Annotated in this window: 9 protein-coding genes; 2 read left to right on the top strand and 7 right to left on the bottom strand. The window is 41.4% G+C overall.

Translation table 11 applies throughout. The annotated features are described in order from the left end of the window. Positions 1 to 354: 354 nt before the first annotated feature. Genes DEM91_RS10460 through dxs form a run of 4 tightly spaced genes read right to left on the bottom strand, consistent with a single transcriptional unit; the run spans position 355 to position 6,124 of the window. A complete protein-coding gene (locus DEM91_RS10460) occupies positions 355 to 1,317 on the bottom strand; it encodes a type I phosphomannose isomerase catalytic subunit (RefSeq protein WP_249858885.1) in 963 nt (320 codons plus the stop codon). A 37-nt stretch (positions 1,318 to 1,354) separates the two neighbouring features. Then, a complete protein-coding gene (locus tag DEM91_RS10455) occupies positions 1,355 to 2,812 on the bottom strand; it encodes a TrkH family potassium uptake protein (RefSeq protein WP_249858884.1) in 1,458 nt (485 codons plus the stop codon). A 19-nt stretch (positions 2,813 to 2,831) separates the two neighbouring features. Then, positions 2,832 to 4,175, bottom strand: a complete 1,344-nt coding sequence (gene trkA, locus DEM91_RS10450; RefSeq protein WP_195252366.1) for a Trk system potassium transporter TrkA — start codon at positions 4,173 to 4,175, stop codon at positions 2,832 to 2,834. 35 nt (positions 4,176 to 4,210) lie between these two features. Next, the gene (gene dxs / locus DEM91_RS10445; protein ID WP_195252367.1) at positions 4,211 to 6,124 is read right to left on the bottom strand and encodes a 1-deoxy-D-xylulose-5-phosphate synthase; all 1,914 of its coding nucleotides are present in this window, start codon (positions 6,122 to 6,124) and stop codon (positions 4,211 to 4,213) included. A gap of 112 nt (positions 6,125 to 6,236) precedes the next feature. Between dxs and DEM91_RS10440 the strand changes: the two genes are divergently transcribed. Next, positions 6,237 to 7,643, top strand: coding sequence for an aminopeptidase C (locus tag DEM91_RS10440; protein WP_195252368.1), 1,407 nt, complete (start codon positions 6,237 to 6,239; stop codon positions 7,641 to 7,643). A gap of 12 nt (positions 7,644 to 7,655) precedes the next feature. Continuing rightward, positions 7,656 to 10,118, top strand: a complete 2,463-nt coding sequence (locus DEM91_RS10435; RefSeq protein ID WP_195252369.1) for a prolyl oligopeptidase family serine peptidase — start codon at positions 7,656 to 7,658, stop codon at positions 10,116 to 10,118. 150 nt (positions 10,119 to 10,268) lie between these two features. Here the strand turns inward: DEM91_RS10435 and DEM91_RS10430 are convergent, their stop codons facing one another. The 3 genes from DEM91_RS10430 to DEM91_RS10420 form a co-directional block, all read right to left on the bottom strand. After that, positions 10,269 to 11,168: a diaminopimelate dehydrogenase gene (locus tag DEM91_RS10430; RefSeq protein ID WP_249858883.1), complete on the bottom strand. Its 900-nt coding sequence runs from the start codon at positions 11,166 to 11,168 to the stop codon at positions 10,269 to 10,271. Between the two features lie 253 nt (positions 11,169 to 11,421). Further along, on the bottom strand, positions 11,422 to 12,417 hold the full coding sequence (locus tag DEM91_RS10425) for a DUF4435 domain-containing protein (RefSeq protein ID WP_249858882.1): 996 nt from the start codon (positions 12,415 to 12,417) through the stop codon (positions 11,422 to 11,424). 31 nt (positions 12,418 to 12,448) lie between these two features. Next, positions 12,449 to 13,270 (bottom strand): AAA family ATPase, encoded by an 822-nt coding sequence (locus DEM91_RS10420; protein WP_249858881.1) that lies wholly within the window; start codon positions 13,268 to 13,270, stop codon positions 12,449 to 12,451. Positions 13,271 to 13,836: the final 566 nt, after the last annotated feature.

The raw sequence follows: 13,836 nt of genomic DNA, 5'->3' as shown, positions 1-13,836 counted from the left end.
AAATATATAAATGGAACAAAGGTAATGATTTACAAGTAGTTGAAACGTTTTTATGCACATTTTTGTCACATTAGCCGAAAAGGTGAAAATACGTTGCGCAAAAATTCAATGGCTTCAGCGTTTTTTATTAGTATCGCAACATCTTATCATACAATATATTAACAGCTACCCTCAAAAACAGTCGACAAACTTAAAGCTCATAATCTATGTTTTAAGCATCTATTCTATACTCCAATCATCCACAGTAGGTACATAAAGAAAGACAGTTATGCCTCCAACCCAAAAAAAGACCTATATCCTTGGTAAATATAGGATGTAGGTCTTGTACATTATCGTTATAAGAATGTCTGAAAATTATACGTAAGTTTCCAAAAATTTCACCGTTCCATTTACTTTTAATTCATTGGTAGTAGCTGGAATCAGAATCGTTTCACCAGCCCGTAATGATGTTTCATTACCTTCATTGTCGACAATGGTGCCTTCTCCTTTTACGCCTATAAGGATTACAAAACTATCCAATTCGCTATAATCCAGTGTCATGGACTCGTCTAAGTCGTACACTGCGGTATGAAAGTAAGGACAGTGGACAAGGCTCACACCTTGATTTTTTTGTGATGTATAGACTGTTCGATAGTCGTTTAACACCTCGTAATTTATGCATTCAGCAGCCAAGTCTGTGTGCAACTCTCGATAGTTCCCGTTCTTGTCTTTGCGCTTAAAGTCGTAAATACGATAGGTTACATCTGAGGTTTGCTGAATCTCTGCCAAGAAGCATCCCTTGCCAATGCTGTGAATCCGTCCTGCTGGCAAAAAGAAGCAATCGCCTTCTTTTACCGAGTAGTCGGCTATTGCATCAAGGATGGTATCATTTTCTACCATTTCTTTATACTCTGCAGGTGTTATCTTCTTTTTTAAGCCACTGCGCAAATGTGCATCTTTGTCAGAATCCATGATATACCACATTTCTGTCTTGCCACGTGATTTACCTTGTTTCTTTGCAATTTCATCTGTAGGGTGAACTTGTATGGACAAATCCTGACGAGCATCGATAAACTTAATGAGGAGTGGAAATTCATTGCCAAACTGCTCATAGTTAGATTCTCCTATGAGTTTGCCTTTCAATTCTTCTACAACTTCATTTAAGGCACGCCCTGCATATTCTCCTTCACTAACGATGGTTTGGTGATTTTTAACGCCAGAAATTTCCCAACTCTCACCCACATTTTCTAATTGACTATCTAAATGCTTAAACGGAATAATCTTGTTACCGCCCCATATTGTTTGTTTAAGGAACGCATTGAATTTTAATGGTTTCATAAGTTAGATGTTTTACTAAATCTATTGTAATGATATGTTAATTCTTTTTCCAAAATGCAGGTGTTAAAATCACTAACACACTAAAAATTTCCAAACGTCCGACGAGCATCATGAGGGCACAAATCCATTTGATATAATTTGGAAGAATGTTCCAACTCATGGTTGGTCCTATTTCCAGTCCCAAGGTGGGGCCAACGTTACCTAAGCAGCTCAGGATGATAGTGATAGAGTTGGTACTGTCGATATGGGCTACCATCAGTGCGAATGATGCCAATACGCAAAGTATGAGGTACATCGTAACGAAAGCTAAGAGTGTTCCCCGTTTTTGATAGGGAATATTTGTTTTGTCAATCTTGAGTGGTAAAACCGCATTGGGATGAAGTATTTGTCTAAATTCGTTGCGAATCGTTTTCAACAGCATCACACCCCTTATACATTTAACACCTCCACTGGTAGACCCCGAGCAAGCACCCATAAACATGCAGATTGCAAGGATAACCCATGTAACATGTGGCCATTGCCCAGCATCGTCATTGAATAATCCTGTGGTAGTGATAAAAGAAACGACTTGAAAGATGCCCGATCGAAATGCAGGCTCAACATCGTAACCACGCCTAAAGATGAGCTCAAGCATGATGAAAAGGCTAAAGATACTAATCAGAGAGATGTAAAACTTGAATTCAGAGTTTCTAAACAAGTCTCTAATCCTTAATTTAGCAACAGATACATATAAGAGTGTGAAGTTGACACCCGACAAGAAACAAAAGAGTGTACACATATATTCTATCGCTGGCGAGTGAAAGAACTCGGTACTACTGTTGTGAGTTGAAAAGCCACCTGTCGCTGTCGAGGTCATAGCATAATTGAGAGCGTCGAACCAGTTCATGCCAAAAAACATGTAACTGCCCATACAGGCTACTGTCAAGATAAGGTAGACGGACAATATCCACTTGGCACTGGTGGAGAGTTTTGGGGCTAACTTTGTCTTTATAGGTCCCGTTGCTTCAGCCGCAAACACCTTGACAGAGCCACCTACCATGGATGGTAACAAGGCTACAGTAAAGAACACAATACCCAATCCACCAATCCATTGGGTGATAGAACGCCAAAAAAGGAGGGCATGTGGAAGAGCCTCTACATTATCAAGAATGGTTGCACCCGTTGTAGTGAAACCAGACATGTTTTCAAAATACGCATTTGTAAAATTTGGAATATAGCCACTGAAGGTGAATGGAAGTGTGCCGAAAAGGCTAAAAACAATCCATGACAAGGTTACCACAAGATAGGCGTCACGCCGAGACAATGAGTTGTTGGATGCACGACCTAAGTATTTCAGTATGAAGGCTACGAAAAGCGTAATAATGACAGAGATGATAAAAGCCATAGCATCATCTTCTCCATAACTAAATGCCATGACGAAACAGACAAATAGGATAAAGGCTTCTATGAAAAGAAGCGAACCTATGACCTTGTATACAGAACGAAGATTTATCATTTTCTATGACTTTGAAATGCTATATAAAAAACTTTTCAATGGTTTTCATATTTACATTGTGACAAAATACAACGACAATATCACCTGCTAATATTTGAGTGTGACCCGAAACCAGCATACCTTCATCGTTTCTCACCAAACCTCCTATCGTTGTACCTTTGGGTAATCCTAAATCTTTGACTGCTTTTTTAGTCACTATAGACTTCTCTTTAGCCACAAACTCGGCTACATCGGCATTCGCAGTGGTAAGGAATCTCATGTTCATCACATTGTCATCAAGCATAATTTGATAGATGTGACTTGCCGCAATTGCCTTTTTGTTGATGATAGTACCAATATCTAAGCTCTCTGCCATGTTGACATAGTCTACGTTTTCCACCATGGCAACCGTTTTTCTCACCCCTAATCGCTTAGCTGTAAGACAAGCCAAGATGTTGGTCTCTGCATTGTCGGTCAACGCTACAAAAGCTTGTGTATTCGTAATCCCCTCTTCTTGTAATAGCTGAATGTCTCTTCCGTCACCATTAATAATCAGCGCTTTGTCGTTATCCATGAGGTTATTGAGTTGTTCACAGCGCTCTTCACTGATTTCCAATACCTTGGTATCCATATATTCTGGCATCGTATTTACTGCACGAACGGCTGTCGAACCTCCTCCCATTATCATGACGTTTTTCACATCTGCATATAATTCTTTCCCTACAATCTTACGAATATAAGGAATATATTGTGGAGTTGTCATGAAATAGACAAGGTCGTAAAGCTTCAACTCGTCATTACCCCTTGGGATGATAGTATCATTTAACCGTTTAATAGCTACCACATGGTAGGGATCATCAGGACCACAGAGATTCTTGAGAGGGTTGTTTAATATCTCGCAGGTCTCTCTTAATTTAATGGCAAGCATCACCAACGCACCATGATGAACATCCCATCGCTGACGCACCCATGACATCTTAAGCCCATTGATGATGTCAATGGCTGCCAATTTCTCTGGATAAATAAGAGAACTTACTCCCAAATCTGCAAAAAAAGCTTGTAGCTCTGGATCCGTATACTCACTATTATTGATCATCGCTACTGTCTTTTTCGCACCTAACGCCTTGGCTAAGACACAAGAGGTGATATTGAGACTCTGATCGGGAGTCACAGAAATAAATAAATCAGCGTGATCTGCTCCAGCCGCACGCAAAGCTTTAATACTGCTGGGCGATGCTTGCATGGCGAGCAAGTCAAAGTCGGACCCTATTTGCGCCAACCTATCTTCAGCCTCATCAAGCAAGGTAATATCCTCATGATTGCGAGATAGCATTTTTGCAAGATGGGTACCGATAGCGTATGCACCACTGATAATGATTTTCATATTGATAAACTCCTTAAGAAATAAATTATAAAAGCCTAAGAAGGCATTGTCTCTGCCGATAGTAGATCTTGAATGGTGTGTTGGATATGCGCTGTATCAATGCCCGTCAGTGTTTTGAGTTCATCTACGCTTCCATGTTCAACAAACTGGTCAGGGATGCCCATTCGCTTTACCTGAATATCATATCCGTGGTCATTGAACCATTCCAATACCGCAGAACCGAATCCACCCATGCGGATTCCGTCTTCTATCGTGATAACTTTCTGGAAGTGTTTGCCCACCTCCTCTAATAAAGTTTCGTCTAAAGGTTTTACAAACCGCATGTCATAGTGGGCGATAGAATAAAGCGAACCAAGAGACTCGAGTACTTTTTCCACATCGTTTCCCACCGGCCCTATCGATAGAATCGCCAAATCTTTTCCGCTCCTCAATCTTCTGCCAGTACCTACTTTGATTTCTTCTAATGGACATTTCCAATCGGTATGTACACCTCTTCCACGAGGATAGCGTATCACAAACGTTCCTTTGTTGGGCAGTTGGGCAGTATACATCAGCCGTCTCAGCTCTCTCTCATCCATAGGTGCAGCAATCGTTAGGTGAGGAATGGGTCGCAATGCCGCCATATCAAACACGCCATGATGCGTTGCACCATCTTCACCTACAAGTCCTGCGCGATCTAAACATAGCACAACAGGTAAGTTTAAGATTGCCAAATCGTGTATGATGTTATCGTAGGCACGCTGTGAAAACGAACTGTAGATATTGCAAAATGGCATCATCCCCTCTTTAGCTAACCCACCCGAAAAGGTTACGGCATGACCTTCGGCTATTCCTACATCGAAGGCACGGTCGGGCATCACGTCAATCAGTTTGTTCATAGAACATCCTGTGGGCATCGCTGGCGTAATGCCAACAATCTTTGGGTTCAGCTTTGCCAATTCTACCAACGTATCTCCAAAGACGTCTTGATATTTAGGAGCTTGGTTATCGTTATTTTGCTGTATCCTTTGCCCTGTTTCAATGTTGAACTTTCCGGGCGCATGAAATTCTATTTGCGACAGTTCTGCAGGCTTATAGCCTTTCCCCTTGGTGGTATGAAGGTGTAATAATTTAGGTCCCTTCATTTCTTTTAACTGTTGTAGGATACGTACAATCTCCTTGATGTTGTGTCCGTCAAAAGGACCAAAGTAGCGTATGTTCATGCCTTCAAACACGTTCTGTTGGTGGCTGATGGCAGATTTAATAGCATTGTTGAGCCTTAAGATTCCTTTTTTACGTTTATCATCAAGGTATCCTCGTTGGTGTAACCATTGCGAAGCCTTAAACCTAAGCTTGTTATAGGTTGCATTGGTGTCGAGTGTGAGCAAGTATTTTTCCATGCCACCCACTGCGTGATCAATGCTCATATCGTTGTCATTGAGCACAATCAGTAAATCATTGGGGGTGGACGAAACATTGTTAAGTCCTTCAAAGGCAAGTCCTCCGCTCATTGCACCATCGCCAATAATGGCTACTATCTTCTTATTGTCCTTATGGTTTTGCTTGGCTGCCACAGCCATTCCTAAGGCAGCAGATATGGAGTTGGATGCATGACCACAAGTAAAGGTATCATATTCGCTTTCAAGGGGTGTAGGAAAAGGTCGCAAACCACGCAACTTCCGATTGGTGTTGAAAGCCTTTTTTCGGCCTGTTAATATCTTATGGCCATAGGCTTGGTGACCTACGTCCCAAACAAGTTTATCCTTTGGAGTGTCAAAGACATAATGCAAAGCTACCGTTAGCTCCACTGCTCCTAAAGAAGAAGCAAAATGTCCAGGGTTGACAGATACCTCTTGAATGATGTCTTGACGTAGTTCTTCACAGATTTGGGGAAGCTGGTCAATACTAAGTTTGCGTAAGTCTTCTGGATAATCAATCTGATTTAGAAGTCCAAATTTATCTTTGTTCATCAATAAGTTCTCAACAATATCCATGCAAAGATAATAAATTTCTATGAACCACGTGGACTTTCATTTGTTTTTTGTATCTTTGAATCCCTAAACTGAAAACATGAAACCTGTTATGAATCAAAAAAAAATCTTATTGGCTACTGCTCTTTTGTGTTCGAGCATAGCTATGTATGCCCAAAGGGCAGGTGGTATCTCGGCTGATATGTTACAAAAAATAGAGCGTATGCAGCCCTCGACGCAGTCTTCCAAAGGCATCATCAATGCATTGGCGTCTAACAACATCGATAATCTGGCACAGAATTATGCCAATAGTGGAGCTATAGACGACTATTTTAGTGTAGAAACGCCTAAGCAAAGCATTCATGATCAAAAGAGTAGTGGACGCTGTTGGATGTTTTCTGGCTTTAATGTGTTGCGAGCTAACTTTGCCAAACAGCACAATGATACAATAACTGTAGAATTTTCCCACGCTTATTTATTCTTCTATGACCAGTTGGAAAAGGCAAATCTTATGCTCCAAGGAGTGATTGACAATGCCTCTAAGCCCTTGGAGGACACTCGGATGCAGTTCTTTTTCAAGAATCCTATCAATGACGGAGGCACCTTTTGTGGGGTGGCTGACTTAGCCGAAAAGTATGGACTGGTGCCGATGAGTGTGATGCCAGAGACGTATTCGAGCAACAACACTCGACTCATGGCACGTATGGTGGCATCGAAATTGCGTGAATATGGATTGGAGTTGCGAAGCATGGTGCATGCTGGAAAGAACAAACGCACGATAGAAGCTCGTAAAACAGAAATGCTTTCCACCATTTATAACATCTTGTCAATGACGATAGGCAAGCCTGTTGAGCAGTTTACTTATGCCTTTAAGAACAAAGAAGGGAAGACTGTAACTCCACTAAAAACTTATACTCCTCGTGAATTTTATAACGCTACGGTAGGTCATCCACTGAATGGAACCTTCATCATGCTGATGAACGACCCTCGTAGACCTTATCATCAAACCTACGAAGTAGAGTATGATCGACACACCTACGATGGACATAACTGGAAATATCTAAATCTCCCCATGAACGAGATTGCAGAGTTGGCAATCGCCAGCTTAAAAGATGGGCACAAAATGTATAGCTCTTACGATGTTGGGAAGCAGTTCGATCGCAAGCGAGGTTATCTTGATGTAGACAATTATGACTATGGCAGTTTGTTTGGAACCACGTTTAACATGTCAAAGGCTGACCGCATTGCCACCTTTGAAAGTGGCTCTACTCATGCCATGACACTAACGGCAGTAGACCTTGACGCAAAGGATATGCCCCTAAAGTGGAAAGTAGAGAATAGCTGGGGTGCCAGTGCAGGACACCAAGGTTGTCTCATTATGACGAACAAGTGGTTTAACGAATATATGTTTAGATTGGTAGTACACAAAAAATATGTACCTGCCAAACTGTTAAAAGAATATGAGCAAAAGCCCATCATGGTGATGCCAGAAGATCCTTTGTTTGAAGTTGATCAATAAATTACACGAAAAATGAAAAATATAGGTATCAAATTTTTCCTCCTCTTATCAGCTGTCTTATGGACAGCTGATTTTTCTTTCGGTGCTGATGTGCCCATCCAAAAAGTTCGATATGCTGGACCATTTGTCGTTCAAGCACCTTATAGATTGGACAGTGTCAATGTTTGCCAACACCCTTACGATACGTTATCAATTTTAGAAACCCCAGTTAATCTCCATCAAGTGTTTCGAGGGCGGTTCTTATCGTCTCCTTTCTTACCAAAAACCGACGCTGCTTGTGCTCTTCATTTATTGGGCTTTCAAATTCAGTCCGACGGATTTGCGCATGCGACGCTCCATGTAGGTGGACTTACACATTATCAATTATATGTAGACGGGCAATTGAACAAGGATGTCAAACTGACACTTGAACCTAAAACACACGATGTTGTTATTAAATACCTCTCTACCAAGGGACCGTTGGACACACTCCAACTTCAATTAGATTCACCGCAGAGCGAATTGTTGCACATTGGTCCAACCCATCAAGTCTTCACGCTAAGTCATCTTACCGACCGTAAGTTTGTCACTGGCGTAGAACTTTCGGCTTCAGGAGAATATTTAATTACTGCTTATCGTGATGTCGTGAAAGGCGGAAAAACAACTTATACTTGGAAAGTTACAAATCTCAAGTCAGGTGCAGTTGTTGCATCTACCCATCATGCTATCCACTGGATGCCGCGTTCTATGCAGTATTATTGGACTCGTGAAGGCAACCAAGGACGTGAATTGGTTGTTACCGATATCAATGGAGGTCAAGAAAATGTCTTAGCAACAAATCTTCCAACAGGCAATTTTGTCATATCCCCCACAGAAGATTATCTTATATTGCTGAAACAAAACAAAGGACCAAAGGAAGATAAAGCCATTTATGAGATTCTCGAACCCGAGGATCGACAGCCTGGTTGGCGTGATAGGGTAAGCTTGTTGAAATATGATTTTGCAACAGGTCTTTGCCAACCGCTCACTTTTGGATATCGCAACGTTAGCTTGTTGGACATCTCTGCCGATGGAACTCACTTGCTATTTATGACCAACCATACTCGTCTCACCCAGCGACCCACAACCTTGTACAACATTTACAGCATGGACTTGCGTACTTTGAGTGTAGAGCAATTGGTGAAGGATGACGGTTTTGTAGCGGATGCTGCTTACGCTCCGTCTGGAAAAGAAATCGTAGTAATGGCATCACCCGAAGCATTTCACGGTATTGGGGCGAATGTTCCTCAAGGGAAAGTACCCAGTATGTACGATTATCAACTATATCTTTTGAATATTGCGAATCGAAATGTGATGCCATTAACCAAGGATTTTAAGCCTGGTGTAAGTAAGTTCAGATGGAATAAATACGATGGTCAGTTATATTTTACTGCCATGGATTGTGACTATGTTCACTTGTTTCGGTGCGATATACGTACCTATAAAATTCAAAAGATTGCTCAACCCGAAGAGATTGTCAAACAAATTGCTTTTGCAAGTCAAGCGCCAACCATGGTTTATAGCGGTGAAAGTGCCTCGAATGCCGATCGAGTTTATACGATAAATCTACGTCGCAGTCAGCTAAAACTTGTGGAAGACACCAATCAAGAAACATTGGCAAACGTTCAATTAGGTGCTTGCAAGACTTGGAATTTTGTCAATTCACGTGGAGATACAATTTGTGGAAGGTATTATTTGCCGCCAAATTTTGATGCTACTCAGCAATATCCGCTCATCGTCAACTACTATGGAGGGTGCTCGCCCACCAGTCGTAACTTTGAAACGCGCTACCCACAACATGCCTATGCCGCACTGGGCTATGTGGTATATGTATTGCAGCCCAGTGGTGCAGTAGGGTTTGGGCAAGAGTTCTCGTCACGACATGTCAATACAGCTGGAAAAGGTGTGGCAGAAGATATTATCGAAGGAACGAAGAAATTTGTTGCAGAACATGCTTTTATCAATGCAAAGAAAATAGGATGTATTGGTGCTTCGTATGGAGGATTCATGACTCAATACCTGCAAACTCAAACCGATATCTTTGCTGCTGCCATTTCACATGCTGGCATTAGCGACCATACCAGCTATTGGGGCGAAGGTTATTGGGGATATAGTTATAGCGAAGTGTCCATGGCGAACAGCTATCCATGGAGCAATCCCGAATTGTACGTGAACCAAAGTCCGCTATTCCATGCGGATAAAATCCACACACCGTTGTTGTTCTTGCATGGCAGTGCTGACACCAACGTACCCATTGGCGAAAGTATACAGATGTTTACAGCCTTGAAACTCTTGGGTAGACCAACAGCTTTTGTAGTAGTTGACGGTGAGAACCACCATATACTCGACTATCATAAGCGACAAAAATGGCAAAACACTATTTTTGCTTGGTTTGCCAAATGGCTTAAAAACGACAGCACATGGTGGGATGCGCTGTATCCTAAGAAAGCACTTTAAGCGACAAAGGGAAACAAGTAAAAATTGTTTTGCATAGAAACAAGGTCATGGTATCGGGCTGTCAACAGCATTGCCCTTCTACCATGACCTTGTTGATGAGTGAACTTGTCGTTCACAAAGTTGTCCAAAATTGAATCGCCTAAATAGCACTTAGACCAGTGTCTTTATTAAATCTTCACGTTCACCAGCCAACAAATCTATTACAGGTATCTCTACCATAGTGTAACAACCGGGTTGTTGGCGCATGCTGGCACGTGCCACATTAACCAAGACCTGTGCGGTCAAGGCAGGATTGTTAATGCTCATGGTAAACTCCATGCGTTGGTTTTGTGTCTTACCACTCACTCCCTTGCGCACTAAGTGTACACCGTGTCCCATATCTTTTACGGCATCAACCGAGTCAACTGCCATTACATGCGTTTCATCGTGTGCAAAATAGGGGTCGGCTTTTATCTCTTTGGTTACCTCATCGAGTGTAGCACCTTCTTCCAACTCTACGTACACCATACGCCTGTGAATACCTTCGCCCAAAGGAATTGTCATGGAGAGGGCGTTCTTCACACCTTTCTTGCTTCTTGCACACACGCTGTGTCCCATCGACATGCCTGGTCCAAAGTTAGTATAGCTCAACCCTTTGGGTGCAAGGCTTTGCATCAACGTGCGAACAACCGAGTCAGAACCCGGATCCCAGCCTGCACTAATGATACTTACAGCGTGATGTTCTTTACAGAGAGGCATTAGTGCGCTGCGATAGTCTACAATATCTGTATGAATATCAAAGCTGTCAACGGTATTGATACCCAAGGGCAATATCTTTTCTGCATATTCTTTACAACTGCGTGAAGGCGTTGCCAAAATGGCAACATCTACACCTTCGAGCTCTTTAATATCCTGTACAACTTTGTAAGGTGCCAATTCGGCTGGCTTGTTTTCTGCGCCTTGTCTGCGTACAATTCCTACTAATTCAAAGTCTTCAGCGGCTTCGACGGCTTCAACCGTAAATTTTCCAATATTGCCATAACCAACTATGGCTGCTCTAATCTTCTTCATTTTGTTTATTTATTATTTGGTTTGATAAACAGGAAACGTTTACAATGGATACAAAATTCTATTTTGCACCATGAATCCTATCCCTATTTAATTCCTTAATCTGGATACAAAAGTATATAGATTTACGTAGATACACACGCATGTAATTTAGTTTTTAACTCTTTTTTACGAGCTTCTTTATGTTGAGCAATGCTCTGTTAAAATATAACATAGGGGACACAAGGCGGAAAGAAAGGTCACCCCTCGTATCAGCTCATGATTTGATATATTTTTGTATATCTTGGCAGATGCGCTGAAAAGGTTCAGACTCCCTGTAAGCCGTGTTCTTCTTCAACATGGAAGATATGTTCTCCACAGAGTTACGATAACTTGTCAGCTCATTGCGTTGTTGAGTTCCGTGTTTGCTCTGTTGCACAATCTCTCGCTCACGCTCTTGTGTTAATTGCACGCACACTTTATTTAACATGGGTACCACGACCTTGTCAAACAAATGATGTCCTTGTATGTACAGATAAGTAGTTTCTGGCGTGACCCCCAACCGGCGCAAATCGGCTTTCACTTTGAGATAGCTTTCCTTGGCATCAGGATATTCTTTATGAAATCTGGCAATGCGTTTTCCCACCTTCTGACGAACATTGGAAATATTACGCTCGGCATTCGCTATCGTAAAATGCCCAGGCATGATGATGCGAAGAAAGTCGGTAATGGTAAATTTGTTGTAATCGGGAGTGCGATAAAACCAGATGCTCCATATAAAAAGAGGATAAATAGCACGCGAATAATCTTCTAAATATCGCTGCATATCAAAAATATGATGGTCGTTCAGCGTTACCATTACACAGGTATCAAAGAGCGATGGCGCATAACATTGCAGGTTCTCAATAGCGTAAGCATAGGTGTGGAAAATGTATGGATTGGAAAGTATTTCCTTTGAGGTTTGAGTGGCTCCCTGTATCAGATAATCATAATCGGCATCCACACATGCAATCATATCACGACCTACTTTATCTGTAAGCAGATTCATCAACACAGCCTTCTTTCCACGCTCCAAGTGTTGAAGACGAGAAGGTAACATGATTTGAAAATAACATTTGTCATCTTCAAACTCTCTCAATACCGTGCGCCAAAAATAAATATCATCGTAACTCTCCACATACGCCACAATGCGCCGTTTAGCGTTCAATGATTTGAGTTGATTGGCAGCCCCAATATAGGCAGATGAAATATTATCTTTTAGTCGTTTTCCCATTTCAAACCCTGATTCAAGGTAATTTCAAGTGCTATCGGTTCACATCTGTAATGTCACTTACCTCAGTAACGTGCTCCATCCAGCCATTCATAATCACCGCTGGTGAATGCGTTGTCAGAATGAGTTGTACATTTGGATTTAATTGTAATATCAAATCGATGAGCTGCTCTTGCCAGTCAATGTGCAAACTTACCTCTGGCTCATCCATAAAGAGTACATAAGGTTGATGGTCTTGTATTAAGACCGTGAGCAAGATGGCAAGTATTTGCTTCTCTCCACTGGAGAGTTGGTAAGGCACCAGCGTTTCACCAAGTTGGGAAAAGCGAATTTCGTTTTGTGTTCGAATGATAGTTTTACCCGTATCGGCAAATAATTTATCCATCATATCTTGAAACAACACCTTGGCTGAAGAGAGTTGTTGGGCAGTAGCAGCAGCGTCAGGTCCACCTTTCTGCAACACCTCTATCATCCGATTCCCTACATTAACTTGATAATCGAGATACTTACGCTGCAACTGAAACAATTGCCAATCCAATTCTGTTGCCAATCGCTTATCTACTTTGGCAACGGTATCGGAACTCATCAAAGGTCGATCGAAAGAGCGAATAATATCATATCGCACCCGATCTGCATCATCAGGAGACACGGTAATCTTGACGCTTGGAGGCAATTCTGAAATCAAGTTATTACCTTCCAACAGTCCTTTGATCACTTTATTGAGAATGGTACTCTTACCTACCCCATTGATACCACTAAGCACATTCACCTGCCTGTCAAGATTCCACACAATATGTCGTCTACCACCCCACAGAGAATCTATCTCAATTCGTTTAATATAATCTGCGTATTTCATCTATCCAATGTTTTATCTGTCAAGCATGGCAACACTCGCGCAATGCCAAGGCTACCACCCATGCCACCTGTTGATTGGACAAATATACAGAATTATCGGTAATGTGCCAAGCGCTATCTAAATTAAAAATAAAAATAAAACATCCAAGGATGAATACTGATTGAAAAAAAATACATGAAAAGAACTGTTAAAAAATAGAATAGAATGAACACGGCTCTTTTATTTGAGAAAAAATGGTTGTCCCTGAGTGACCTTTCAATGAAAGAGCTGCGGCTTTTTATCATTATTACGCTATGGCAAATAAGTTCGTTATTTTTGTCCTATCATTTTACCAAAAAACGGTCATTGAAAATCTTCAAAATAGAAAAAATCAATATGCAAACGACATGCAAAAATGCACTGATTTGAACAAAATAAACGTCTCCTGAAGCTGAAGCATTGACTTAACGGTCTTGGAAACATACATTAGGGGCGTTATTCACATGCTTCAGCGGTTCAAGATAATTCTTAAACTACAACTGATTGAAAATAAATAAGTTACCTTGTTGATAAGACTAAACTGGTAA

The sequence above is a fragment of the Prevotella sp. TCVGH genome (assembly GCF_023522295.1).
GTDB lineage: Bacteria > Bacteroidota > Bacteroidia > Bacteroidales > Bacteroidaceae > Prevotella > Prevotella timonensis.
This window is presented reverse-complemented; position numbering and strand designations above follow the sequence as displayed.

Bases quoted from the DNA above. Each gene is read 5' to 3' on its own strand.
- DEM91_RS10460 (WP_249858885.1), bottom strand. From the start codon at position 1,317: ATGAAACCATTAAAATTCAATGCGTTCCTTAAACAAACAATATGGGGC.
- DEM91_RS10455 (WP_249858884.1), bottom strand. From the start codon at position 2,812: ATGATAAATCTTCGTTCTGTATACAAGGTCATAGGTTCGCTTCTTTTC.
- trkA (WP_195252366.1), bottom strand. From the start codon at position 4,175: ATGAAAATCATTATCAGTGGTGCATACGCTATCGGTACCCATCTTGCA.
- dxs (WP_195252367.1), bottom strand. From the start codon at position 6,124: ATGAACAAAGATAAATTTGGACTTCTAAATCAGATTGATTATCCAGAA.
- DEM91_RS10440 (WP_195252368.1), top strand. From the start codon at position 6,237: ATGAATCAAAAAAAAATCTTATTGGCTACTGCTCTTTTGTGTTCGAGC.
- DEM91_RS10435 (WP_195252369.1), top strand. From the start codon at position 7,656: ATGAAAAATATAGGTATCAAATTTTTCCTCCTCTTATCAGCTGTCTTA.
- DEM91_RS10430 (WP_249858883.1), bottom strand. From the start codon at position 11,168: ATGAAGAAGATTAGAGCAGCCATAGTTGGTTATGGCAATATTGGAAAA.
- DEM91_RS10425 (WP_249858882.1), bottom strand. From the start codon at position 12,417: ATGGGAAAACGACTAAAAGATAATATTTCATCTGCCTATATTGGGGCT.
- DEM91_RS10420 (WP_249858881.1), bottom strand. From the start codon at position 13,270: ATGAAATACGCAGATTATATTAAACGAATTGAGATAGATTCTCTGTGG.